The organism is Klebsiella sp. ZJOU C1 (assembly GCF_035620215.1).
GTDB lineage: Bacteria > Pseudomonadota > Gammaproteobacteria > Enterobacterales > Enterobacteriaceae > Klebsiella > Klebsiella variicola.
Map to the genome: position 1 here is coordinate 4,716,296 of NZ_CP141644.1, position 24,583 is coordinate 4,740,878.

General features: G+C 58.8%; 24 protein-coding genes and 1 riboswitch. Of the genes, 10 read left to right on the plus strand and 14 right to left on the minus strand.

Going from position 1 to position 24,583, the window contains the following annotated elements; genetic code table 11:
* Nucleotides 1–141: 141 nt before the first annotated feature.
* The 3 genes from parC to SPE70_RS22585 form a co-directional block, all read right to left on the minus strand.
* A complete protein-coding gene (gene parC / locus SPE70_RS22575) occupies nucleotides 142–2,400 on the minus strand; it encodes a DNA topoisomerase IV subunit A (RefSeq protein WP_008806506.1) in 2,259 nt (752 codons plus the stop codon).
* A gap of 121 nt (nucleotides 2,401–2,521) precedes the next feature.
* Nucleotides 2,522–3,391 (minus strand): AraC family transcriptional regulator, encoded by an 870-nt coding sequence (locus SPE70_RS22580; protein WP_008806507.1) that lies wholly within the window; start codon nucleotides 3,389–3,391, stop codon nucleotides 2,522–2,524.
* A gap of 77 nt (nucleotides 3,392–3,468) precedes the next feature.
* Nucleotides 3,469–3,876 carry a YgiW/YdeI family stress tolerance OB fold protein gene (locus tag SPE70_RS22585; protein WP_008806508.1) on the minus strand — a complete coding sequence of 136 codons (408 nt, stop codon included), beginning with the start codon at nucleotides 3,874–3,876 and terminating at the stop codon, nucleotides 3,469–3,471.
* Between the two features lie 149 nt (nucleotides 3,877–4,025).
* Between SPE70_RS22585 and qseB the strand changes: the two genes are divergently transcribed.
* The 4 genes from qseB to SPE70_RS22605 all read left to right on the plus strand — a co-directional run bounded on the left by qseB (nucleotide 4,026) and on the right by SPE70_RS22605 (nucleotide 7,115).
* Nucleotides 4,026–4,685 (plus strand): quorum sensing response regulator transcription factor QseB, encoded by a 660-nt coding sequence (gene qseB / locus SPE70_RS22590; RefSeq protein ID WP_008806509.1) that lies wholly within the window; start codon nucleotides 4,026–4,028, stop codon nucleotides 4,683–4,685.
* Entirely contained in the window at nucleotides 4,682–6,031 is a 1,350-nt protein-coding gene (gene qseC / locus SPE70_RS22595) for a quorum sensing histidine kinase QseC (RefSeq protein ID WP_064170002.1), read from the plus strand. Before qseB ends, qseC begins: the two co-directional genes overlap by 4 nt.
* Before the next feature lie 106 nt (nucleotides 6,032–6,137).
* Entirely contained in the window at nucleotides 6,138–6,719 is a 582-nt protein-coding gene (locus tag SPE70_RS22600; protein WP_008806511.1) for an NAD(P)H-dependent oxidoreductase, read from the plus strand.
* 81 nt (nucleotides 6,720–6,800) lie between these two features.
* Nucleotides 6,801–7,115, plus strand: a complete 315-nt coding sequence (locus tag SPE70_RS22605; protein WP_008806512.1) for a putative quinol monooxygenase — start codon at nucleotides 6,801–6,803, stop codon at nucleotides 7,113–7,115.
* Between the two features lie 72 nt (nucleotides 7,116–7,187).
* On the opposite strand, the gene parE is transcribed toward SPE70_RS22605, so the two are convergent.
* The 5 genes from parE to nudF are packed head-to-tail and all read right to left on the minus strand — an operon-like array spanning nucleotide 7,188 to nucleotide 11,592.
* Nucleotides 7,188–9,083: a DNA topoisomerase IV subunit B gene (gene parE, locus SPE70_RS22610; RefSeq protein WP_008806513.1), complete on the minus strand. Its 1,896-nt coding sequence runs from the start codon at nucleotides 9,081–9,083 to the stop codon at nucleotides 7,188–7,190.
* 30 nt (nucleotides 9,084–9,113) lie between these two features.
* Nucleotides 9,114–9,689: an esterase YqiA gene (gene yqiA / locus SPE70_RS22615; protein ID WP_008806514.1), complete on the minus strand. Its 576-nt coding sequence runs from the start codon at nucleotides 9,687–9,689 to the stop codon at nucleotides 9,114–9,116.
* Complete coding sequence (cpdA, locus tag SPE70_RS22620) at nucleotides 9,689–10,516, minus strand: 3',5'-cyclic-AMP phosphodiesterase (RefSeq protein WP_008806515.1); 828 nt, start codon at nucleotides 10,514–10,516, stop codon at nucleotides 9,689–9,691. Before cpdA ends, yqiA begins: the two co-directional genes overlap by 1 nt.
* 24 nt (nucleotides 10,517–10,540) lie before the next feature.
* Nucleotides 10,541–10,963 carry a DUF1249 family protein gene (locus SPE70_RS22625; protein ID WP_002916847.1) on the minus strand — a complete coding sequence of 141 codons (423 nt, stop codon included), beginning with the start codon at nucleotides 10,961–10,963 and terminating at the stop codon, nucleotides 10,541–10,543.
* Nucleotides 10,960–11,592: an ADP-ribose diphosphatase gene (nudF, locus tag SPE70_RS22630; protein ID WP_064170001.1), complete on the minus strand. Its 633-nt coding sequence runs from the start codon at nucleotides 11,590–11,592 to the stop codon at nucleotides 10,960–10,962. The genes SPE70_RS22625 and nudF overlap by 4 nt, the downstream gene beginning before the upstream one ends.
* A 196-nt stretch (nucleotides 11,593–11,788) precedes the next feature.
* Between nudF and tolC the strand changes: the two genes are divergently transcribed.
* The 3 genes from tolC to SPE70_RS22645 all read left to right on the plus strand — a co-directional run bounded on the left by tolC (nucleotide 11,789) and on the right by SPE70_RS22645 (nucleotide 15,266).
* Nucleotides 11,789–13,261, plus strand: coding sequence for an outer membrane channel protein TolC (gene tolC / locus SPE70_RS22635; protein ID WP_008806517.1), 1,473 nt, complete (start codon nucleotides 11,789–11,791; stop codon nucleotides 13,259–13,261).
* 167 nt (nucleotides 13,262–13,428) lie between these two features.
* Entirely contained in the window at nucleotides 13,429–14,100 is a 672-nt protein-coding gene (locus SPE70_RS22640; RefSeq protein ID WP_008806518.1) for a DUF1190 family protein, read from the plus strand.
* A 5-nt stretch (nucleotides 14,101–14,105) separates the two neighbouring features.
* Nucleotides 14,106–15,266, plus strand: a complete 1,161-nt coding sequence (locus SPE70_RS22645) for a glutathionylspermidine synthase family protein (RefSeq protein ID WP_064170000.1) — start codon at nucleotides 14,106–14,108, stop codon at nucleotides 15,264–15,266.
* Between the two features lie 40 nt (nucleotides 15,267–15,306).
* Here SPE70_RS22645 and ygiD read toward each other — a convergent pair whose 3' ends face one another.
* The gene (gene ygiD / locus SPE70_RS22650) at nucleotides 15,307–16,098 is read right to left on the minus strand and encodes a 4,5-DOPA-extradiol-dioxygenase (protein WP_008806520.1); all 792 of its coding nucleotides are present in this window, start codon (nucleotides 16,096–16,098) and stop codon (nucleotides 15,307–15,309) included.
* A 186-nt stretch (nucleotides 16,099–16,284) separates the two neighbouring features.
* Here ygiD and zupT point away from each other — a divergent pair, with 186 nt between their 5' ends.
* On the plus strand, nucleotides 16,285–17,055 hold the full coding sequence (zupT, locus tag SPE70_RS22655; RefSeq protein ID WP_008806521.1) for a zinc transporter ZupT: 771 nt from the start codon (nucleotides 16,285–16,287) through the stop codon (nucleotides 17,053–17,055).
* Nucleotides 17,056–17,116: 61 nt separating this feature from the next.
* On the opposite strand, the gene ribB is transcribed toward zupT, so the two are convergent.
* The gene (gene ribB, locus SPE70_RS22660; RefSeq protein ID WP_004174356.1) at nucleotides 17,117–17,770 is read right to left on the minus strand and encodes a 3,4-dihydroxy-2-butanone-4-phosphate synthase; all 654 of its coding nucleotides are present in this window, start codon (nucleotides 17,768–17,770) and stop codon (nucleotides 17,117–17,119) included.
* Nucleotides 17,771–17,875: 105 nt separating this feature from the next.
* A riboswitch (FMN riboswitch) is annotated at nucleotides 17,876–18,027 on the minus strand.
* A gap of 120 nt (nucleotides 18,028–18,147) precedes the next feature.
* Between ribB and ubiK the strand changes: the two genes are divergently transcribed.
* A complete protein-coding gene (ubiK, locus tag SPE70_RS22665; RefSeq protein WP_008806522.1) occupies nucleotides 18,148–18,420 on the plus strand; it encodes a ubiquinone biosynthesis accessory factor UbiK in 273 nt (90 codons plus the stop codon).
* A 35-nt stretch (nucleotides 18,421–18,455) separates the two neighbouring features.
* Here ubiK and glgS read toward each other — a convergent pair whose 3' ends face one another.
* On the minus strand, nucleotides 18,456–18,653 hold the full coding sequence (gene glgS, locus SPE70_RS22670) for a cell surface composition regulator GlgS (protein ID WP_004205248.1): 198 nt from the start codon (nucleotides 18,651–18,653) through the stop codon (nucleotides 18,456–18,458).
* Between glgS and SPE70_RS22675 the strand changes: the two genes are divergently transcribed.
* A complete protein-coding gene (locus tag SPE70_RS22675) occupies nucleotides 18,645–18,794 on the plus strand; it encodes a hypothetical protein (protein WP_004144536.1) in 150 nt (49 codons plus the stop codon). The genes glgS and SPE70_RS22675 overlap by 9 nt on opposite strands.
* Nucleotides 18,795–18,871: 77 nt before the next feature.
* On the opposite strand, the gene hldE is transcribed toward SPE70_RS22675, so the two are convergent.
* Genes hldE through SPE70_RS22690 form a run of 3 tightly spaced genes read right to left on the minus strand, consistent with a single transcriptional unit; the run spans nucleotide 18,872 to nucleotide 24,520 of the window.
* Nucleotides 18,872–20,305: a bifunctional D-glycero-beta-D-manno-heptose-7-phosphate kinase/D-glycero-beta-D-manno-heptose 1-phosphate adenylyltransferase HldE gene (gene hldE, locus SPE70_RS22680; protein ID WP_064169999.1), complete on the minus strand. Its 1,434-nt coding sequence runs from the start codon at nucleotides 20,303–20,305 to the stop codon at nucleotides 18,872–18,874.
* 58 nt (nucleotides 20,306–20,363) lie between these two features.
* Nucleotides 20,364–23,201: a bifunctional [glutamate--ammonia ligase]-adenylyl-L-tyrosine phosphorylase/[glutamate--ammonia-ligase] adenylyltransferase gene (gene glnE, locus SPE70_RS22685; RefSeq protein ID WP_064169998.1), complete on the minus strand. Its 2,838-nt coding sequence runs from the start codon at nucleotides 23,199–23,201 to the stop codon at nucleotides 20,364–20,366.
* 20 nt (nucleotides 23,202–23,221) lie between these two features.
* The gene (locus SPE70_RS22690; protein WP_022064948.1) at nucleotides 23,222–24,520 is read right to left on the minus strand and encodes a CYTH domain-containing protein; all 1,299 of its coding nucleotides are present in this window, start codon (nucleotides 24,518–24,520) and stop codon (nucleotides 23,222–23,224) included.
* Between the last annotated feature and the right edge of the window lie 63 nt (nucleotides 24,521–24,583).

A 24,583-nucleotide genomic window follows, 5' to 3' on the forward strand; every position in this document is an offset into this window, starting at 1 on the left:
GCAGGCTCATCAGTTCTGCGCAGGCCGGGACCGTTCTTCCTGGGTCCCTGGTGATGGACATTGTTAATCGCAACGCCTGAATAAACAACGATTTTGCGGCATTTTTTCGCCTCCTCCCGTCAAAGACGGGAGGAGTGGCGTTTACTCTTCACTATCGCCTGCCGCGGCGCGGCGCGGCGAGTCGATTTCAACACGGTCGATCTTCTGCAGCCCGCGCATCAGCGAACCGCGGCGACCACGCTCGCCGGTGACTTTTTGCAGCTCTTCCGGACGCAGTTTGATTTTCCGTTTGCCAACATGGATGGTGAGCGTGCTCTGCGGTGGCAGGATAAACAGATGCGCCAGGCCATCCTGCCCGGCGGCGGCTTCCGCCGCAGGAATGCTGATAATTTTGTTGCCCTTGCCTTTCGACAGCTGCGGTAGATCGCTCACCGGGAACATCAGCATCCGTCCGGCTGCCGTGATGGCCAGCAGCATATCGGACTCGTCCTCAATCACCAGCGGCGGCATCACGTGCGCGTTGTCAGGCAGGGTGATCAGCGCTTTACCGGCACGGTTGCGCGCCACCAGATCGTTGAAGGTGCAGACAAAACCGTAGCCCGCGTCGGAAGCCATCAGCAGCTTACGATCGTCGCTTTCCATCAGCATATGTTCCACGGTCGCCCCCGGCGGCAGAGTCAGCTTACCGGTAAGCGGCTCGCCCTGGCCACGCGCGGAAGGCAGGGTAATCGGATCGATGGCATAGCTGCGCCCGGTGGTATCGATAAACACCACCGGCTGGTTGCTCTTGCCTTTCGCCGAGGCCTTCCAGCTGTCGCCCGCTTTATAGCTCAAGCCCTGAGCGTCGATGTCGTGCCCTTTGGCGCTCCGCACCCAGCCCATCTGCGACAGAACGATAGTCACTGGCTCAGACGGCTGCATATCATGCTCGCTCATCGCTTTCGCTTCTTCACGTTCGTGAAGCGGCGAGCGGCGTTCGTCACCGAAAGCATCGGCATCAGCCTGCAGCTCTTTTTTCAGCAGGTTGTTCATTTTACGCTCAGAAGCCAGAATCGCCTGCAGCTGGTCGCGCTCTTTTTCCAGCTCGTCCTGCTCGCCGCGGATCTTCATCTCTTCCAGTTTGGCGAGGTGGCGCAGTTTTAATTCCAGAATCGCTTCCGCCTGGGTTTCGCTGATGCCAAAGCGCGACATCAGGGCTGGCTTCGGTTCATCTTCGGTGCGGATGATCTCGATCACTTCATCGATATTGAGAAACGCCACCAGCAAACCTTCAAGGATATGCAGGCGCTTAAGCACTTTCTCTAACCGATGGTTCAGACGGCGACGCACGGTATCGCGACGGAACACCAGCCACTCGCTGAGGATCTCCAGCAGGTTTTTCACCGCCGGGCGTCCGTCGAGGCCGATCATATTGAGGTTGATGCGGTAGCTTTTTTCCAGATCGGTAGTAGCAAACAGGTGGTTCATCACCTGTTCCATATCCACCCGGTTGGAGCGCGGGACGATCACCAGACGGGTCGGGTTTTCGTGGTCCGATTCGTCGCGCAGATCGTCAACCATCGGCAGCTTTTTATTGCGCATCTGCGCCGCAATCTGCTCCAGCACTTTGGCGCCGGAAACCTGGTGCGGCAGCGCGCTAATCACCACCGCGCCGTCCTCTTTGCTCCACACCGCGCGCATGCGCACTGAGCCGCGTCCGTTCTGGTAGATTTTGCGAATTTCCGCCCGCGAGGTGATGATCTCCGCCTCGGTCGGGAAATCCGGCCCCTGCACGATATCCAGCAGTTCGTCGAGAGTCGTTTTCGGCTGCTCAATCAGGGTAATAGCCGCTTTGGCCACTTCACGCAGGTTGTGCGGCGGAATATCAGTGGCCATACCCACCGCGATGCCGGTGGTGCCATTAAGCAGGATGTTCGGTAGACGCGCAGGCAGCATTTTCGGCTCCTGCAGCGTCCCGTCAAAGTTTGGTACCCAGTCGACCGTTCCCTGTCCAAGCTCGCTGAGCAGCAGTTCAGCATACTTCGACAGGCGGGACTCGGTGTAACGCATGGCGGCGAAGGATTTCGGATCGTCCGGCGCACCCCAGTTTCCCTGCCCGTCTACCAGCGGGTAACGGTAAGAGAACGGCTGCGCCATCAGCACCATCGCTTCATAGCAGGCGCTGTCGCCGTGCGGGTGATATTTACCCAACACGTCGCCGACGGTGCGGGCGGACTTTTTGAATTTCGCGCTGGCGTTCAGCCCCAGCTCGGACATCGCGTAGACGATGCGACGCTGGACCGGTTTTAAGCCATCGCCAATAAACGGTAATGCCCTGTCCATGATCACGTACATGGAGTAGTTCAGGTAAGCATTTTCCGTAAATTCATGCAGCGCAAGGCGCTCTGCCATATCGCTCATTAATCGTGGATCCTCAATCTGGGTACCGACCGTTCGGACGGCAAAACTACCCGCGATAATACCCGATCTCACGCCCTGAGTCACAGGCCGTGAGATCGGCTGAGGATTCCGTCACGCTTAATCAGGCCAGCGGCAGATAAATATCGGTTTGCAGTTCATGCTCAGCCACCTCATGGACAAAATTGAGGTAACGGAAGTACACCGGAAAATCCCGTAACGTCTCGCCTGACGCGGGTAACCAGTCGCGATAGAGAAACCAAACGCTGTTCGCCAGCGTGTCCAGCGAGCCGTGATGGCGCACGACGGCGCAGCGTCCGCCGGGGATTTCGCCGTTAATCACGCCAAAGGCGTTTTCACCGACCGGCCCAGCGACCGTACCGCAGATATCAAAACGAAATGCCTCCTGCGGGGTGGTCTGCGGATCGTCCCAGGCGATACCCCAGGTATCGCTGGTGGCGACGGGCGATAATCCGCTCGTCTTACGCCAGGCGATAAAACGCGCGGCGGTGGTGTTGACAAGGTCCGGGCTGCCGCGATGTTGCAGTACGGCTATCCGGGTGGTGGGGAAGGAAATGATATTGACGTCCATCGACGTTTGCTCCTGTAGCGTATGTTTCGGTACGCGTCGATGCCACTCGGCCCAGTCCGGTTGCTGACGGAATTGGGTCGGGCTTTGGTCAAACGCGGTACGGAAGGCACGACTGAACGACTCCGCATTCTGAAATCCGGCATCAAGGGCAATATCGATGACTTTATCGCGGGGGTTGAACGCCAGGCGCCAACAGGCGCGTCGCAGACGCAACCACTGAATATACCGGTACAATGGAATGCCGGTATAAGCGCTAAATTGCCGGTGAAAATGGTAAGGCGAACTGTGCGCTATCGCGCTCAGCGCCTCCAGCGACAGCGGCTCATCAAGATGGCGCGCAATGTACCTACAGACACGCTGGAAGCGCCCGACATACGCCGGGCTGGCCTTAATATCGTTCATCGTCTCCTCCTCGCGACATACTCTGACAGAGCGAGGATCGCGATGCCTGACCGATCTTGCGCTTATCTGACGAAGACTTATGGCGCGATTTTACGGATCTGTTTAACGTCGATTTCTACTGAGTTCCAGTCCTTATCGACTTCCCCCTGAATTTCTACTGTGTCCTGCGGGCCGACGGTCACGCCGTTCCAGCGCTTGTGGTCGATATCGACATTGATCACCCCGGAAGCATCCTGGAATTTATACAGATCGTCAGAAATGCGCTCGGTTATCTTGCCGCGCAGGGTCACCCAGGTATCGTCCCGCAGCGATTTGGCATTGGCGACGGTGGTCACCGCGCCGCTCGGGCCGGTGAATCCGCCAGCCTGCGCGGTGGAACTGACCTGCGTGGTCGAAGAAGGACCGGTAAACCCGCCCTGTTCGGCAGCCAGCACCGGCATGGAAACCAGGGCAACGATCGCGGTCATCGCAGCAATTTTCTTCATGATGTGTTCTCCCTTCGTGTTGATATGGCTCCTATTACGCCCGACAAAACTTAACGACTTCTTAAGCGGAAAAAAGAAATTTTAATGCTGTACATCACCCGCTTCAACGCGGTTTACTGCGCAAAGAAACAGGATCGTCGGAGGGAAACATGCGCATATTACTGGTGGAAGATGACAAGCTGATCGGCGACGGCATCAAAGCCGGGCTGAGCAAAATGGGCTTCAGCATTGACTGGTTTACCGCCGGGCTGGAGGGCAAAAATGCCTTATATAGCGCCCCCTACGACGCCGCAATCCTGGATCTCACCCTCCCCGGCATCGATGGCCTCGATATTCTGCGCGAATGGCGGGACAAGGGCCGCCATGAGCCAGTGCTGATCCTTACCGCCCGCGATGCGCTCAGCCAGCGAGTGGAGGGGCTACGGCTCGGCGCCGATGACTATCTGTGCAAGCCTTTCGCCCTGATTGAAGTGGCGGCGCGCCTCGAAGCGTTGATCCGTCGCGCGCACGGCCAGAGCAGCAGCGAGCTGCGCCACGGCAAAGTGAGCCTCGACCCGAACCGCTTAACCGCCAGCCTCGACGGCGAGAGCCTGGTGCTAAAGCCGAAAGAGTTCGCCCTGCTGGAACTGCTGCTGCGTAACGCTGGTCGCGTACTGCCGCGCAAGCTTATCGAAGAAAAGCTCTACACCTGGGACGACGAGGTCTCCAGCAACGCCGTGGAAGTTCACGTCCATCATCTGCGCCGCAAACTCGGTAGCGGATTTATCCGCACTGTCCACGGCATAGGCTATACCCTGGGTGACGCATGAAACGACTTGCCCGCCTGAGCCTGCGCGTCCGTCTGACGCTGCTGTTTGCTGTGCTGACCGCGGCCGCCTGGGGCGTCGCCAGCGTGATCGCCTGGCAGCAAACCAGCAAAAAGCTGGATAAGCTGTTCGATACCCAGCAGTTGCTGTTCGCCCGCCGCCTGAGCGCCATGCATTTCGATGAACTCCGCGCCCCGCCCGAATCGTTCGGTGAAAAGAAAAAGGTGCGGCATGGACACATCGACGACGACGCGCTGGCGTTCGCCATCTTCACCCGCGACGGCACCATGGTGCTCAACGACGGCGAGAATGGAGAGGATATCCAGTGGAACTCGCAGCGCGAGGGGTTCAGCAATGGCTACCTGCGCGGCGATGATGACGAATGGCGCTTCCTGTGGTTAACCACTGCCGATGGTCGTCATCGCATCGTCGTCGGTCAGGAGTGGGATTATCGGCGCGAAATGGCGATGGATATCGTGACCTCGCAGCTCACCCCGTGGATGATCGCCCTGCCGCTGATGTTCGTGCTGCTTATCGTGCTGTTAAGCCGCGAACTGGCGCCGTTGAAAAAGCTGGCGCGCACGCTGCGCCTGCGCGCGCCGGACTCAGCGGAATCGCTCAGCGTGGAGAAGATCCCCTCCGAAGTCCGCCCGCTGGTCGAGGCTCTGAATCAGCTGTTCCAGCGCACCCATGACGCCATGCTGCGCGAACGTCGGTTTACCTCTGATGCCGCCCATGAGCTGCGCAGCCCGCTGGCGGCGCTGAAGGTACAGACCGACGTCGCCCAGCTCTCTATGGACGATGCAGAAGGACGTGAGAAAGCGCTGGCCCAGCTCCACCAGGGGATCGATCGCGCCACCCGGCTGGTCGATCAACTGCTGACGCTGTCGCGGCTGGACTCACTCGCCCAACTGGACGACGTGCAGCCGGTCGCCATCGACGACCTGCTGCAGTCGGCGGTGATGGAGATGTATCACCATGCGCAGCAGTCCGCCATTGAACTACGCCTACACCTGAATGCCAGTCATATCGTTCACACCGGCCAGCCGCTGCTGCTCAGCCTGCTGGTGCGCAACCTGCTGGATAATGCCGTACGCTATAGCCCGCGCGGCAGCCAGGTTGATATCACCCTCAACGCCCGCGAGTTTCGGGTGCGTGATAACGGCCCAGGCATTAGCCCGCAGGCGCTGGCGCGCATCGGCGAGCGTTTTTATCGCCCGCCGGGGCAGGACGCGCCGGGCAGCGGCCTGGGCCTGTCTATCGTCCGGCGCATCGCCTCGCTGCACGGTATGCAGGTTGATTTCGCCAACGCGCGCGACGGCGGCTTCGAAGCCCGCGTGTACTGGTAGCGAGATTATTGCTCATTTGGCAAAAGACTTTGCACATTTTGCTCATTTTACTGCCCCGCTTCGCGGGGTAAGATCATCGGCAAATTTTCAAGATTGAGGACAAATGATGAGCAACATCCTGATTATCAATGGCGCAAAAAAGTTCGCGCACTCGAATGGCCAGCTGAACGACACCCTGACCGAGGTCGCGGAGAGTTATCTGCGCGACGCCGGGCACGATGTTAAAAGCGTTCGCGCCGAAAGCGAGTACGACGTAAAAGCAGAAGTGCAGAATTTCCTCTGGGCCGATGTGGTGATCTGGCAGATGCCGGGCTGGTGGATGGGCGCCCCGTGGACGGTGAAGAAATATATGGATGATGTCTTTACCGAAGGCCACGGCTCGCTGTACGCCAGCGACGGTCGTACCCGCTCCGACGCCAGCAAAAAATATGGCTCCGGCGGCCTGGTGCAGGGGAAAAAATATATGCTCTCCCTGACCTGGAACGCGCCGATGGAAGCCTTCACCGACGAAGACCAGTTCTTCCACGGCGTCGGCGTTGACGGCGTTTACCTGCCGTTCCATAAGGCTAACCAGTTCCTGGGAATGGAAGCGCTGCCGACCTTTATCGCCAACGACGTGATTAAAATGCCTGATGTCCCACGGTATATCGCAGAATATCGCAAGCATCTGGCGGAAATTTTTGGTTAACTACAGGTCTACGCTCTACATATTTCGAGTTATTCGAACCTGGAGTATGACGAGATACACACAGAAGGAGTTGAGTTAACCATGTTAACAGTGATTGCAGAAATCCGTACCCGCCCGGGCCAGCACCACCGTCAGGCGGTTCTCGATCAGTTCGCGAAAATCATTCCGACCGTTTTGCAGGAGGCCGGCTGCCACGGCTACGCGCCCATGGTAGATCATGCCGCCGGCGTCAGCTTCCAGACCACGGCCCCCGACTCTATCGTCATGGTGGAGCAGTGGGAAAGCGTCGCGCATCTTGAAGCGCACCTGCAAACGCCGCACATGAAAGCCTGGTCGGAAGCGGTCAAAGGCGATGTGCTGGAGACCACCATCCGTATCCTGCAGCCTGGCGTCTAAGCCCGCCGACGCAGTCGTGAAATGAAAAAGGGAGCCTGAGGCTCCCTTTTACGTCAGGCGCAGCGTACAGACTTACACTTCCAGATCCGCCATATCGCCCTTCTCCTGCAGCCAGTTGCGACGGTCTTCGGAACGCTTCTTGGCCAGCAGCATGTCCATCATCGCCGTGGTCTGCTGCTCATCCTCATCGCTGATCACCAGTTGCACCAGCCGGCGGGTATTCGGATCAAGCGTGGTTTCCCGCAGCTGCATTGGGTTCATCTCACCCAGACCTTTAAAGCGCTGGACGTTTGGCTTGCCCTTCTTACGCTTCAGCTGCTCCAGCACGCCGGTTTTTTCTTCTTCCGTCAGCGCGTAGTAGACCTCTTTACCGAGATCGATACGGTACAGCGGCGGCAGCGCGACGTAGACGTGCCCCTCTTTCACCAGGGTACGGAAATGTCTCACAAACAGCGCGCACAGCAGGGTGGCAATGTGCAGGCCATCGGAATCGGCATCCGCCAGAATACAAATTTTGCCGTAGCGCAGCTGGCTTAAATCATCGCTATCCGGGTCAATACCAATCGCCACCGAAATGTCGTGCACTTCTTGCGAAGCTAACACTTCATCGGACGAGACTTCCCAGGTATTCAGGATCTTGCCTTTCAGCGGCATGATCGCCTGATATTCGCGATCGCGCGCCTGCTTGGCAGAACCGCCCGCCGAGTCCCCTTCGACGAGGAACAGCTCGGTGCGGTTCAGGTCCTGGGCGGTGCAGTCTGCCAGCTTACCCGGCAATGCCGGACCGCTGGTCAGCTTTTTACGCACCACTTTCTTGGCGGCGCGCAGACGACGCTGGGCGCTGGAGATAGCCATCTCCGCCAGCAGTTCGGCAGCCTGTACGTTCTGGTTCAGCCACAGACTGAAGGCATCTTTCACCACGCCGGAGACGAACGCCGCGCACTGGCGCGACGACAGACGCTCTTTGGTTTGCCCGGCGAACTGCGGATCCTGCATTTTCACCGACAGCACGTAGGCGCAGCGATCCCAGATATCTTCGGCTGACAGCTTCACGCCGCGCGGCAGGATATTACGATATTCGCAGAACTCGCGCATCGCATCCAGCAGTCCCTGACGCAGACCGTTAACGTGCGTCCCGCCCTGCATGGTCGGGATCAGGTTGACGTAGCTTTCGGTCAGCAATTCGCCGCCTTCCGGCAGCCACAGCAGCGCCCAGTCCACGGCTTCCGTCTCGCCGGAGAAGGTGCCGACGAACGGTTTTTCCGGCAGCAGCGGCAGGCCGTTTACGGCTTCGCACAGGTAGTCGTTAAGGCCATCGGCATAGCACCAGCGCTGCTCGCTGTCGTTGACCTGATCGCGAAACACGATTTCCACGCCGGGACACAGCACCGCTTTCGCTTTTAACAGATGGGTCAAACGCGAAACGGAGAAACGCGGGCTGTCGAAGAAGCTTTCGTCCGGCCAGAAATGGACGCTGGTCCCGGTATTGCGTTTGCCACAGGTACCGGTGACGTGCAGATCTTCTACTTTTTCACCGTTTTCAAAGGCGATGCTGTAGACCTGACCGTCGCGACGAACCGTTACCTCTACGCGTTTTGACAGGGCGTTGACCACCGAGATCCCCACCCCGTGCAGGCCGCCGGAAAACTGGTAGTTTTTGTTGGAAAACTTACCGCCCGCGTGCAGTCGGCAGAGGATCAGCTCAACCGCCGGCACCCCTTCTTCCGGGTGAATGTCGACCGGCATGCCGCGCCCGTCGTCAATGACTTCCAGGGACTGGTCGGCATGAAGGATAACTTCCACGCGTTTGGCGTGGCCTGCCAGCGCTTCATCGACACTGTTATCAATAACTTCCTGACCAAGATGGTTAGGACGGGTGGTGTCGGTATACATGCCCGGACGGCGGCGCACCGGCTCTAGCCCGGTGAGTACCTCAATGGCATCAGCGTTATATGAAGATTGCGTCATGGTGTGTATTCGTAGGTCGTTCAGGGCCGTTTAGCACAGGCCGAGAAATTCGATAATCTGAGTGAAATGATCGTCAAAGCCGACAAATGCGTGATTACCGCCCTCCTCCACCGTTTGCCGGCAGGAGGCGTAGTAATGAACGGCCTGGCGGTAATCAAGCACTTCATCCCCGGTCTGCTGCAGCAGCCAGAGTAAATCCGGCGCTTCAAGCGGGTCGATTTGCATGACCTTGAGATCGTAAATATGGCGAGACTCTAGCACATATTGCTGCCCGGTGTATGGATTCTCATTGTGGCCGAGAAAATTGTTCAGCAGTTCAAACGGGCGCACCGCCGGGTTGACGACCACCGCCGGCACCATAAAGCACTGCGACAGCCAGGTCGCGTAGTAGCCGCCCAGCGACGACCCCACAACCCCGAGTGGCTCGCCGCCATGCTCCAGCACAATGGATTCCAGCAGCTCTGCCGTTTCAGCCGGATAAGGCGGCAGCTCCGGTACCACCATGGTGATGTCGGGGTGCTGCTGCGACAGCCAGGTCTTTAACGCCATCGCCTTCGCCGAGCGCGGGGAACTGTTAAAGCCGTGCAGATAAAGAAGCGTCGCCATCAGTAGCCTTCTGAAGCAATATCCGGGTGGAACTCGGCGCCTTCCAGGCGGCACACTTCGGTGGTCAGCGTCCCGTCAGGATGCAGCTCCAGCCAGCGCCAGCCGGGTGAGACGGTATCCAGAGTGAAATTGGCGCAGTGTGGTTTGAACTGGACGCAGGTCGACGGCGTCGCCATCATACGCCGGCCATTCCAGTCCAGATCCAGTTCCTGATGAATATGGCCGCACAGCAGATGTCTCACCCGCGGCCAGGCGCTCAGCGCGCGGTCCAGCGCGCCAGCGTTGCGCAGGCTGTGTTGGTCCAGCCAGCTACAGCCAGCAGGCAGCGGATGGTGGTGCAGCAGGAGTAAGGTATAACGCTCCGGCGCTTCTGCCAGCTTGTGTTCGAGCCACTCCAGCTGGAAGTCGCTCAGCTCGCCATGGGGAACGCCAAACACCTGGCTGTCCAGCAGCAGGATCTGCCAGTGGTCGCCGAGAAACACGCGCTTGGCGGGTGAAATGCCTGACGCCTGCAGCGTACTGTACATCGCCGGCTGGAAATCATGGTTACCCGGTAGCCAGACGCAGGGTGCAGCAAAACTCGCGATACCCTCAGCAAAATGCTGATAGGCCGCGGAGGAGTGGTCCTGCGCCAGATCGCCTGTTGCGACAATCAGATCGCATGGACGCTGTGAGGCATGAATAGCCGACAGTACGGCCTGATAACTTTCCCAGGTATTAATGCCTAACAACGTTTCATGTTTTTCAGCAAACAGGTGAGTATCAGTAATTTGTAAGATCCTGACTCTGGCCTCACCAGCCAGAGGTAGGTTTAACAGGCTTTCCAAATGGTGTCCTTAGGTTTAACGACGCTAACAAACCGGAATCGCCATCGCTCCATGTGCTAAACAGTAACGCAGCCAGTCGGCCAGAAACTGGTTAATTTGATGCTTTTCGTCGCGTTGATGCAACTTTTTATTAGGATAATCATACCGCGCTTTGAAGCGAAAGATCTGCTGACTCGAACACACTTCGGCCACCATGGCGTCATGGTAGAGGCGAACGGTCATCGACGGCAGGCTCCAGTAGCTTACCGCAGGCAGAGTCTGTTCTATCGCCACCAGAGTAGTGTAGCGGGTCGATTCAACTATCGTTAACCGATACTGCGCGCTTCCCACCTGATAACTTACCTTCTCACCCGCTGCATCCGTTCGCGGCAACAGGCGGCGCAACTGCGCGAAGTTGGTCTCGCACAGGCGCATCATCTCAGGGAAGTCAGGTGTATAACGCTTCATTTTGTCCACTCGTTTCGTAAATTGTGATAATGCAATTGCAGCCATTGCAAGGCGATGACAGAGGCTGCGTTATCGATTTTCCCCTCTTCTACCCACTGGTAAGCCTGTTCCCGGCTCACCATATGCACCCGAATATCCTCGTTTTCCTCGGCCAGGCCGTGAATGCCTTTTGCCGTGGATGCATCAACTTCTCCCACCAGGATCGATAACCGTTCGCTGGTGCCGCCAGGACTGGCCAGATAGCTTAATATTGGTTTCGTCCGCCCGACTTCAAGTCCGGCCTCCTCCAGCGCTTCCCGACGGGCAACGTCTTCCACCGTTTCCCCCGCTTCGATCATGCCGGCGACCATTTCGAGCAGCCACGGGCTCTCGCTGGTATCATAGGCGGCAATACGGATTTGTTCGACGAGCACCACTTCGTCCCGCACCGGGTCAAAGGGTAGCAAGACGGCGGCATGCCCGCGCTCAAAAATTTCACGGGTGACTTCGCCGCTCATGCCGCCGTTAAACAGGCGGTGGCGAAAACGGTATAAATCGAGCGAAAAAAAACCACGATACAGCGTTTCGCGTGCAATAATTTCTACATCATTTTTGAAGAAGGTAATTCCCTGCTGAATGGGTTTGCTCATTGTCATGTCCTGCTAATCCGAAATTAGGGATTTCCAGACCGTTTGGCTACCGTTTTACGGTCCGTATGTTAGATTGGTGCAAATTACCGCCGGATGGCACGTAACGCCAACTTTTTACGGCGGCAGAATCGATACAATCAGCGGAATTTTTCTTAGAATTAGACCAGCGCTAAATGCTTCACAACAAGGAATGCAAATGAAGAAATTGCTCCCCATTCTTATCGGCCTGAGCCTGACCGGGTTCAGCGCCATGAGCCAGGCGGAAAACCTGCTTCAGGTTTACCAGCAGGCGCGCATCAGCAACCCCGATCTGCGTAAATCGGCAGCCGATCGTGACGCCGCGTTCGAAAAGATCAATGAAGCGCGCAGTCCATTACTGCCTCAGCTTGGGCTGGGAGCGGATTATACCTATAACAATGGCTATCGCGACAGCAACGGCATCAATTCAAACGTCACCAGCGGCTCGCTGCAGTTAACGCAGGTTCTGTTTGATATGTCGAAATGGCGCGCCCTGACGCTGCAGGAAAAAACGGCAGGCATTCAGGATGTCACGTATCAGACCGATCAGCAAACGCTGATTCTGAATACCGCGACGGCCTATTTTAAAGTGCTGGCCGCCATCGACACGCTCTCCTATACCGAAGCGCAGAAACAGGCCATTTACCGCCAGTTGGATCAAACCACGCAGCGCTTTAACGTAGGCCTGGTGGCGATCACTGACGTACAGAACGCCCGTTCACAATACGACGCCGTGCTGGCGAACGAAGTCACCGCGCGTAACGATCTCGACAACGCCGTCGAAGAACTGCGCCAGGTCACCGGTAACTACTATCCGGAGCTGGCCTCGCTGAATGTGAATGGCTTCAAAACCAACAAGCCGCAGGCGGTCAACGCCCTGCTGAAGGAAGCGGAGAACCGCAACCTGTCGCTGCTGCAGGCGCGTCTGAACCAGGACCTGGCTCGCGAGCAGATTCGCCAGGCGCAGGACGGGCATTTGCCGACGCTCAGCCTATCCGCGTCGAGTGGGGTATCGAATACTAGCTACAGTGGTTCAAAAACCCATAATAATCCTCAGCAATACCAGGATAACGATGCCGGGCAGAACCAAATCGGCCTGAACTTCTCTCTGCCACTGTATCAGGGTGGCGCGGTGACCTCGCAGGTCAAACAGGCGCAATACAACTTCGTTGGCGCCAGCGAGCAGCTGGAAAGCGCCCACCGCAGCGTCGTGCAGACTGTACGTTCGTCGTTTAACAACGTGAACGCCTCCATCAGCAGCATCAATGCCTACAAACAGGCGGTGGTCTCTGCGCAAAGCTCCCTGGATGCGATGGAAGCAGGCTACTCGGTGGGTACGCGTACCATCGTTGACGTCCTCGACGCCACCACCACGCTGTATAACGCCAAGCAGCAGCTCTCCAATGCGCGCTATAACTACCTGATCAACGAGCTGAACATTAAGTCGGCGTTAGGTACCCTGAACGAGCAGGATCTGGTCGCCCTGAACAACACGCTGGGCAAACCGATCCCCACCTCCGCAGACAGCGTCGCGCCGGAAAATCCACAGCAGGATGCCACTGCCGATGGCTACGGCAACACTACCGCAGCGGTGAAACCGGCGTCCGCACGGACCACCCAGAGCAGCGGCAGCAATCCGTTCCGTCAGTAATTCCCATACTGTGACGCGCATCGCCTGTCCGTCGGACAGGCGATGCGTTAAACGTAAGGCAACGTAAAGATCCCCCGCTTAGCGCCCCTCTTCGCTTCATTTTCCACCACTCATCCTCTATCCTGAGCGTTAACACACGCCATACCACTGGGTCCTGGAAGACAAATATGAAACGGACAAAAAAAATTAATCATTCGTCGTTCCGCAAAAGCTGGAGCGCACGCCATCTGACGCCGGTCGCGCTGGCCGTCACCGCGGTCTTTATGCTTGCCGGTTGTGAAAAAAGCGATGAAACGGTGTCGCTATACCAGAACGCCGATGACTGCTCCGCCGCCAATCCGGGCAAAGCAGCCGAGTGCACCACGGCCTACACCAACGCGGTAAAAGAGGCAGAGCGCACCGCGCCGAAATATGCCACCCGGGAAGACTGCGTCGCCGAGTTTGGCGAAGGCCAGTGCCAGCAGACGCCAGCCCAGGCGGGCGTCGCCCCGGAAAACCAGGCGCAGGCGCAAAGCAGCGGCAGCTTCTGGATGCCGCTGATGGCCGGCTATATGATGGGCCGCCTGATGGGCGGCGGCATGGCGCAACAGCAGCCGCTGTTCAGCTCGAAAAACCCGGCCAGCCCGGCCTATGGTCAATACACCGATGCGAGCGGCAAGAGCTATGGCGCCGCCCAGCCGGGTCGCACCATGAACGTGCCGAAAACCGCGATGGCGCCGAAGCCAGCAACTACCACCACCGTTACCCGCGGTGGTTTTGGCGAGTCGGTGGCGAAGCAGTCGACTATGCAGCGTAGCGCCGCAGGCTCAACGTCCTCTTCTCGCTCGATGGGCGGCTAACTCACATGGAAAGAGTCAGTATTACCGAGCGCCCGGACTGGCGTGAGAAAGCGACCGAGTACGGTTTCAACTTCCACACCATGTACGGTGAGCCCTACTGGAGCGAAGAGGCGTATTACAAGCTGACCCTCGCGCAGGTGGAAAAACTGGAGGAAGTCACCGCCGAGCTGCATCAAATGTGCCTCCAGGTGGTGGAGAAAGTGATCGCCAGCGATGAGCTGATGACTAAATTCCGCATCCCTAAACACACCTGGGGCTTTGTGCGCCAGTCGTGGAAAACCAACCAGCCGTCGCTCTACTCGCGTCTCGACCTGGCCTGGGATGGCGTCGGCGAGCCGAAGCTGCTGGAGAACAATGCCGACACCCCGACCTCGCTGTATGAAGCGGCCTTCTTCCAGTGGATCTGGTTGGAAGACCAGCTCAACGCCGGCAAGCTGCCGGCGGGCAGCGACCAGTTCAATAGTTTGCAGGAAAAGCTCATCGATCGCTTCGGCGAGCTGCGCGAGCAGTTTGGCTTCCAGCTGCTGCATATGGCCTGCTGCCGCGATACCGTTGAAGATCGCGGCACTGTGCAGTATCTGCAGGACTGCGCCGCGGAAGCAGGCCTGGCGACGGAATTCCTCTATATCGAAGATATCGGTCTGGGCGAAAAAGGTCAGTTTACCGATCTGCATGATCAGGTGATTGGTAACCTGTTCAAGCTCTATCCGTGGGAGTTTATGCTGCGGGAGATGTTCTCCACCAAGCTGGAAGACGCCGGCGTGCGCTGGCTGGAGCCCGCGTGGAAAAGCATTATCTCCAACAAAGCGTTGCTGCCGATGCTGTGGGAAATGTTCCCCAATCACCCGAATCTGCTGGCGGCCTACTTCAGCGAAGATGCCCACCCGGAGATGGAGAAGTACGTCATTAAGCCGCTCTTCTCTCGTGAAGGGGCCAACGTCTCCATTGTTGAGCAGGGCAAGGTCGTGGAGTCGGTGGAAGGTCCGTACGGGGAAGAAGGAACCATCGTGCAGGAGTTTTACCCCCTGCCGAAGTTTGGTGACAGCTACACGCTGATTGGCAGCTGGCTCATCAACGATCAGCCCGCCGGGATCGGCATTCGCGAAGATCGGGCGCTGATCACTCAGGATCTGTCGCGCTTCTATCCGCACATTTTCGTCGAATAATGTCGCGCTCCGGCGACGATATCGCCGGAGCGCACTATCATCAGGCGCCAACCACTACCGACAGCATACTCAGCGAGCCCATCTCGATGCCATCGACCGGGATCGTAATCGCTTCAACACCATCCCACGCCCCCAGGATATATAGCAGCGGCAGGAAATGCTCCGCCGTTGGGTTGGAGAGCGAGCCTCCTTCGTGTGCCAGGTAGTTAACCAGCGGGTGCTGCTCGTCCGGCCCCTGCCATTGCAGATTCGCCTTCACGTAGTTATTGAAGGACTCTGCCCATGGGTACGGCGTGTTCTCGCCGTGCCAGCGGGCGGTGCGCAGGTTATGCACCACGTTGCCGCTGGCCACCAGCATAATGCCTTCATCACGCAGCGAGGCCAGTTTCCGCCCCATTTCGAGATGCCAGGCCGGCGGTTTGGTGCTGTCGATGCTCAACTGAACCATCGGGATATCCGCCTGCGGATACATTTTAATCAGCACGCCCCACGAGCCATGGTCAAATCCCCAGGCTTCTTTGTCGAGAGTGACCGGCACAGGCGAGAGCAGCTCCACCAGTCGTTGCGCCAGCGCCGGAGAGCCCGGCGCCGGATAATGGGTGTCATACAGCGCCTGTGGGAAACCGCCGAAGTCGTGAATGGTCTTCGGGGCCTCCATCGCCGTCACGCCCGTACCGCGCGTGAACCAGTGCGCAGAGACCACCACAATCGCCTTCGGACGCGGCAGGGTTTCGCCCAGGTGAGCCCAGGCGCGAGTATAAATGTTGTCTTCCAGCACGTTCATTGGGCTGCCATGGCCGAGAAACAACGCGGGCATTCGGGTAGGGGACATGATGATATCCTTAGGGTGTCAATGTGATGTGCTCACATTACGCGCTTTTGCGCCAGGATAAACTCAGATAACCATGATGATGATCGTCAGAAAATTTGAATGTAAGTCGCGGTAAAGGGACGTGTCCCGTACGCGCATCCTCAGGCAATATACTCATATGCACTTATTTTCACAGGGAGAGTAGCGATGTCATCACCCTTAATATTGACGCTGCTAGCCGGTAGCGCAACCTTTATTGGCGCCATATTCGGCGTGATTGGTCAGAAACCCTCTAACCGTCTGCTTGGCTTCTCCCTCGGCTTTGCCGCCGGGATCATGCTGTTGATTTCATTGATGGAAATGCTGCCTGCCGCGCTGACCGCCGAAGGCATGTCGCCGCTGCTCGGTTACGGGATGTTTGTCATCGGCCTGCTGGGCTATTTCGGCCTTGACCGCCTGCTGCCGCACGCTCACCCGCAGGATCTGATGACCCCCGCCACGCCGCGTCCACGTAATTTACGTCGCACCGCTATTCTGCTGACGTTGGGTATCAGCCTGCATAACTTCCCGGAAGGGATCGCCACCTATGTCACGGCCAGCAACAACCTGGAACTCGGCATGGGCGTGGCCCTCGCCGTTGCCCTGCACAATATTCCTGAAGGACTGGCCGTTGCCGGGCCAGTGTATGCCGCCACCGGGTCGCGCAGCAAGGCGGTACTCTGGGCCGGGCTTTCCGGCATGGCGGAAATTTTGGGCGGCGTGCTGGCGTGGCTGATTCTGGGGAGTCTGGTCTCACCGCTGGTGATGGGAGCGATCATGGCCGCTGTGGCCGGGATTATGGTGGCACTGTCCGTCGATGAACTGATGCCGCTGGCGAAAGAGATCGATCCGCAAAGCAACCCAAGCTATGGCGTTTTGTGCGGGATGTCGGTCATGGGGCTGAGTCTGGTGGTACTCCAGACGATGGGCATCGGTTAAAGCGCAGAAACAACACAGCCCACTAAGAAGTGGGCTGTGGTCGGGCGTAGCGAACCGCTATTTAGCTGGCTTTACGCTCATGTTCGCGACGATAGGCCACCAGATCTTCAATCGTGACTACCGCCATATTGTGTTGCTGAGCGAACTTGATGCACTCCGGCGCGCGCGCCATGGTGCCATCGTCGTTGGTCAGCTCGCACAGCACGCCTGCGGGTTTAAAGCCAGCCAGGGTCACGAGGTCGATAGTGGCTTCAGTGTGGCCGCCGCGGGTCAGTACGCCACCCGGCTGCGCACGCAGCGGGAAAACGTGGCCAGGACGGTTGAGATCGGAAGGTTTTGCGCCGTCGGCAATGGCCGCGCGGACGGTGGTCACGCGGTCGGCAGCGGAGACGCCGGTGGTCACACCTTCGGCCGCTTCGATGGTCACGGTAAAGCCGGTGCCGTAGGCGCTGGTGTTGTTCTCAACCATCATCGGCAGATCCAGCTGTTTGCGGCGATCTTCGGTCAGGCACAGGCACACAATGCCGCTGCCGTGACGAATGGTCAGCGCCATCTGCTCAACGGTCATGGTTTCGGCGGCGAAGATCATATCGCCTTCGTTTTCACGGTCTTCATCATCAAGCACCATCACGCCGCGGCCTTCGCGCAGGGCGTCCAAAGCGTGTTCCACACGTTCAAAAGCGGTACCAAAAGAAGAAAGGAGCGTCTGATTCATGGTAAAAAAACCTCATTAAAATTATGGTTACCAGAATCAGGGCAGTCTTAGGAGCGCCGGTTTAGCGGCAAAAGTCAACGCGAGCGGGCCTGGACCCGACTGTGCCGTTACTCTCTCCCATCCGGACTTTAACCGTCGGCCCCGGAATTACACCGGATCTGCTGACCTTCCCGTAGTCACGGGAAGCGCTCGCGGGCTTTCAACGCAATGGTTGATTTACCGCCGGTGGGGAATTTCGCCCCGCCCTGAGAATAAGCGAGATAACTATAACGCTATTGACTATCCTCGGCAATGCATAAGCTTCAAACATTTCTGGTTTATAGGCGGCCTGGTTCGCACTACAATGATCAATCATCCGACCCGAGCAGGAAACCACCATGATTGACCCGAAAAAAATTGAACAAATCGCCCGCCAGGTCCATGAGTCGATGCCAAAAGGACTTCGCGATCTGGGTGAGGATGTTGAGAAGAAAATCCGCCAGGCGCTGCAGTCGCAGCTGACCCGCCTGGATCTGGTCAGCCGCGAAGAGTTTGACGTACAGACTCAGGTTTTGCTGCGGACCCGCGAAAAACTGGCGCTGCTGGAGCAGCGTCTGAATGACCTCGAAAACCGCCAGGCAGCGACGCCTGGCAGCGAAGAGCAGCCGTAAGAAACGGGCCCTCAGGGGCCCGTTTTGCGTTTGGCTTAGTGGGCGGCTTCCGCCGGGCTGTTTACCTGACGACAGTAAAGTTCATAACGCTGGCAAAACCATTCACGATGCTCTTCATCCATATTGCCGACAATAGCCTGAAGATCAACTGGCTGGCCTTGCGCGTGCATTCTGGCGAAACTCCGCGCCAAAAAATCAAAATTCTTCATTGAATACATATCGTTATGGTTCATGCGCATACTCCTTCAGCGGTGGATGTTCTGATCAGTCATATGCCTTTTACTCACTTCAGTATTTACGCTTACCTTAACGCGATTTGTACGAAAAATGCGCTTAACATGATTATTTATTGCGCTAAATCATTTTCCACATGATTAAATAAAAACGGCCCGCGATATCTCCATCGCGGGCCGTGATGCTTCACCGTACAAGCCGGTGAATAGCGAAAAGCTTATTTATCGCTATCTTTTTGTATTTTCTTAATAATATTGGTGGTCGAGCAGCCATCTTCAAAGTTGAGCACCAGCACTTCGCCGCCGTTAGCCCAGACTTCTTCGCTGCCGGCGATCTGTTCCGGCTTATAATCGCCGCCTTTGACCAGCAGGTCCGGCAGGATACCGGCAATCAGCCGCTGCGGGGTGTCTTCCTCGAAGGAGACCACCCAGTCGACGGCCTCCAGCGCCCCCAGCACGATCATCCGCTGCTCCAGCGGGTTCACCGGGCGGGTTTCGCCTTTCAGACGTTTGGTTGAGGCATCGCTGTTGACCGCCACGATCAGACGGTCGCCCAGCTTGCGCGCATTCGCCAGATAGGAGACATGGCCGGCATGCAGAATATCGAAGACCCCGTTGGTCATCACCACTTTCTCACCGCGCTTGCGCGCTGCCGCAACCGCCTGTTTGAGTTCCTCTTCGCTCATCACGCCAAAGCCGGTCTCAGCCCGGCCGCGGACCGCGTTTTCCAGCTCGACAGGAGAAACGGTGGAGGTTCCCAGCTTACCGACCACCACGCCCGCCGCGGCGTTGGCGAAATAGCAGGCCTCTTCCAGGGTGTTGCCGGAGGCCAGGGTCGCCGCCAGCACGCCAATCACCGTGTCGCCGGCGCCGGTGACATCGTACACTTCCTGGGCCTGGGTCGGCATATGCAGCGGCGGACGCCCCGGCTGCAGCAGCGTCATCCCCTGCTCAGAACGCGTCACCAGCAGCGCTGACAGTTCAAATTCGGCGATGAGCTTCATGCCGCGTTCAACGATCTCCGCTTCATCCTGACACTTGCCCACCACCGCTTCAAACTCAGAGAGGTTCGGGGTGAGCAGCGTCGCGCCGCGGTAGCGTTCGAAATCGGTGCCTTTCGGATCGATCAGCACCGGCACGCCCGCTTCACGGGCGAGCTTGATCATCGTCTGGACGCTGGTCAGCGCCCCTTTGGCGTAGTCCGAGAGGACCAGTGCGCCAATGGATCCCAGCGCCTGCTGAATGCGCTCATGCATCGGCTGCGGATCCACGCCGGAGAAGCCCTCTTCAAAGTCGAGGCGGATCAGCTGCTGATTGCGCGACAGCACCCGCAGCTTGGTGATGGTCGGGTGAGTCGGGACGGAGACGAAGTCGCACTTCACATTCACATTGGCCAGCGCCTGGCTCAGCGCGCGGGCTGCGTCATCAATCCCGGTAAATCCCACCAGGCGCGACGTTGCCCCCAGGGAGGCGATGTTCATCGCTACGTTTGCCGCGCCGCCAGGACGTTCTTCGATATTTTCCACCTTCACCACCGGCACCGGGGCTTCCGGGGAAATACGACTGGTGGGGCCGTACCAGTAGCGGTCCAGCATCACATCACCCACCACCAACACTCCTGCACGTTCAAACTCCGGCAGCGTTACTTTCATGACTCTCTCCTGCGAGACGCAAACTTTGCGCGCGATAATAGCACACCCGATTTTATAGTTAAGCCATCAGCCACTTCTGCCAGCTGGCGCTGACCTGCTGACGCTCCCGGCTGAAGGCCTCTGGCGCCACGTGTCCCGGCTGCTCCTGCAGGGCCAGGTGATGGAGCGCATCACGCAAGGTGGTGTATGCATGCGTTAAGGCGCGCGCCTCCTCCTCGTCCATGATGTCGTTCTGCGCCAGCAGCTCAAGAATACGCACGTTGTCAGACCAGCGGGTCAGCTTCGGCTTGTCACTGGCATAGCGTAGGACCAGATACTGAGTAATAAATTCAATATCGGTGATCCCGCCGGCATCGGCTTTGATATCAAAACGATCGGGATGTTTGTTGCCAAGGTGGGCGCGCATCTTCTCGCGCATCTCGCGAACCTCGGTCTGCAGGGTCGTCCCCTCCCGCGGGGTGGTCAGGATATCGCGACGAATGGCGTCAAAGCGCGCCTGCAGCGCCGGGTCGCCATAGACCACGCGGGCGCGCACCAGCGCCTGATGTTCCCACGTCCAGGCTTCGTTCTGCTGATAGTCAGCAAACGCGTCGGCGGTGGTGACCAGCATCCCCGCCGCGCCAGAAGGACGCAGCCGGGCGTCCACTTCGTAGAGAATACCGGACGAGGTGCGGGTGCTGAACAGGTGCATGATCCGCTGGGCCAGCCGCAGGTAGAACTGACGGCCGTCAATCTCCCGCTCGCCGTCGGTCATCACCTCCGCCGGGCAGTCATGGAGGAACACCAGATCGAGATCGGAGCTGTAGCCCAGCTCCCAGCCGCCGAGCTTACCGTAGCCGACAACGGCGAAGCCGCGACCCTGGCGATCGTGCAGGTGGGTCGGCTGGCCGTAGCGAGCGACCATCTGCCCCCATGCCTGCTGCACCACCGCGTCGAGGATCGCTTCGGCAAGCCAGGTTAAGTGATCGCTGACCTTCATCACCGGCAGGGTGCCAGCGATATCCGCCGCCGCGATATGCAGCTGCTGCGCCTGCTTAAACTGGCGCAACGCCTCCAGCTGCTGCTCTTCATCCTCTTCCGGCACGCGCAGCAGGTACTGGCGCAGCTCGTCGCGATAGGCATCGGTCGCCGTCGGCTGATAGAGGGTGTTGGGATCCAGCAGCTCATCCAGCAGCAGCGGGTGGCGCGCCAGCTGGCTGGCGACCATCGGCGACGCCGCGCAGAGCGTGATCAGGTGCTTCAGCGCGCCGGGGAATTCGCTCAGCAGCTCAAGATAGGTGGTACGGGTGACGATCCCGGTCAACAGCGGCGTGATCCGCGCCAGAGGCAGCGGCGCATCGGCACGCGAGCAGATTTCGCTCAGCAGATGCGGCATCAGCTGATCCAGCACCTGGCGGCCGCGCGGGCCGATGGTGCGCCGATCCAGCTCTTTACGAAAATCGGCAATCAGCGCCAGCACGCTACGGCGGTCGGTATCGTTTAAATGCGCCAGCGCCGGGCTGGCGTCATCTTCTTCCAGCGCATCCTGCCACAGCTCGCGCCAGTACTCGGCCAGTTGCTCATCCGGGGACTGATCCTCATCATCGCCGATCAGTTCATTAAACACTCGCCGCACGTTGGCCATCTGGCTCGCCAGCTGCGCGCTCAGCGTCTCCCAGTCTTCGGTATGCATCCCCCACGCCAGCCTGGCGCGGTTAAGTTCATCCTGCGGCAGGGTCTGGGTCTGTTCATCGTTGATGCTTTGCAGCAGGTTTTCCAGCCGGCGCAGGAACAGATAGGCCTCGCGCAGCAGCGCCGCGTCGCCTTCCGGCAGCAGATGTAGCTCATCAATCGCCGCCAGCGTCGGCAGCAGGGCGCGCTGCTGCAGTGCAGGTTCGCGACCACCGCGGATCAGCTGAAAGACCTGAACGATAAACTCAATTTCACGGATCCCGCCGGCGCCGAGCTTGATGTTGTCTTTCAGCCCGCGACGCCGCACTTCGCGGGCGATCATGCCTTTCATGTTACGCAGCGACTGGATCACGCTGAAGTCGATATAACGGCGGAAGACGAAAGGACGGAGCATCGCGCGCAACTCGCTGGCGTACACGTCGTCGTTATCCCCCATGATCCGCGCTTTCACCATCGCATAGCGTTCCCAGTCCCGACCCTGCTCCTGGTAATAATCTTCCAGCGCCGCAAAACTGAGTACCAGCGGCCCACTGTCGCCAAACGGCCGCAGGCGCATGTCAACCCGATAGACAAAGCCGTCCTGCGTCGGCTGGTCAAGGGCCTTGATCAGCCGCTGCCCCAGACGGGTAAAGAACTGGGCGTTATCCAGCTCGCGGCGGCCGCCGCGGGTGGCGCCATGCTCAGGCCAGGCAAAGATCAGATCGATATCGGAAGAGAAGTTCAGCTCGCCGCCGCCCAGCTTTCCCATCCCGAGGATCAGCAGCGGCTGCGGCTGGCCCTCGGCATTGCATGGCGTTCCCCACTCCTTACAGCAGGCGGTGTATAGCCAGTCGCGGGCGGCGACAATCAGGGTCTCCGCCAGGGCGCTCAGCTGCTGCAGGGTCTCTTCTTCGCTCACCAGCGACAGCGCCTGCGCCCAGGCGATGCGGACCATCATCTGGCGGCGGAAGAGACGCAGCTCTCGCATCAACCCCGCTTCGTCAGTGACTGCCTGCAGACGATCCTGCAGCCAGGCCTCGTAATGCCGCCACTCTTCCGCCTCCGGCGAGGAGTCCGCAAGCTCATTCAGCCAGCCCGGCTGGGCGATCACACTCTGTTCGACAAAATCGCTGAACGCCATTACCGACCTGGCCTGTGGGCTCAGTTCGGCAACGGGAAAATCCGCTGGCAGACGGTCAGCGACCGTCTGCCAGTGCTGCTGTAATTGCGGAGAAAGCGGCATCATAAGGGCTCCCTGGCCTGAAATTATCGTTTTCCACTATGCAGCCAGAACGGCTCGGCAGCCAGCGCCTGGCGACGGAAATATTCAAAGACGCTGCGATCGTCATGTGCTATTGCACGGTGAAGCTCCTGCCAGTTCTCCAGCCACGGCGCGACGGCGTCGCCATAGGCGCCCGCCAGCAGCTGGACGCTGTCGATGTCACGGGACAGCTTCGGCAACTGGTCGGCGGCATCTTCGACCGCCAGATGCTGCACGGCGCCGCGCAGCTCGGCTGCCACCCGCGAGAGGTTAATATCGGCAAACCGTTTGAACGATCCGGCTATTTTTTTCTCTCCCGCCTCGTTGAGGAACGGACGCCAGCCGCGCTGGACCAGCCATTCAGTCAGGGCCAGTTTGGCGCCGACGACCTCGGTGCGGAATAACGCCTCGTCGGCGGTGTCCGCGGCCAGCAGAACGGCTTCGGCGTCGTTCAGCAACGCGCGGAGCTGGGTGGTCGCCTTACGCGGCACGATGCCGCCGAACAGCACGAGGGTATGGCGCACGCGGGCTAACGCCAGCAGGATTTCCGCTTTGGCTTTCGCATTGCCGCGCAGCCATACTTCGTCGTGATACAGCCAGTGCGCCAGGGCGCTCTCCAGCGCCGCCTCCAGCCCTTGCTCCACGCTGGCCTTCGCCGCCACCGCCAGCACCGTCAGCGAGGTGACGGGACGCTCGCCATTGCCTTGCGCCAGATGATACCCGCGCGCGGCTTTGCTCAGGCTCCCCTGACGCAGGACGCCGCTCTCCAGCAGACGGTGCGCAAGGCGCAGCAGATCGGCAGTCTCCCCGGCAAGCAGCTCCAGCTCCAGTTCGCAGATCGGCTCCTGATGTTCGCCAGCCTTCACTTCGCCGCGATCGAGGGCGATCTCAATCTCACTATTCCCTTCCTGTATCACCCAACGTTCACGAGCAAAATCAGTGCTGAACAGCGGCTGGACATGCTCCGCCAGCGCGGCCGGGAGCTCGCCTTGCGGCCAGACCTCCGCCGGCAGGCGCTCAAGCGCCAGCTCCGGTTTATCCAGTGGGATATTGTATTCCGGACGCTGGTGCAGCCCCCCTACCACCCGGCCGGCAATTTTCAGCGTCATTTCATAACGCCCCTGGTCGCCGCGGATGCGCAGCCCCATATCGTGACGACGCAGCCAGTTATCGGCGGTTTCGTAATAAATGTTCAGTAACTGGCCCGCAGGCGTATGTTTCGCCTCGAGCGCATTGAGCTGCTCGCGCAGCGTCTCTACCCCATTCTGAGCGACGATAAACTTGAGTTCGATTTCTTGAGCCATGACTGAATTCTTCCGCTTCTGTGCTGCGCCGACAAATTGCGGCGAACTTACGACGATATTTTT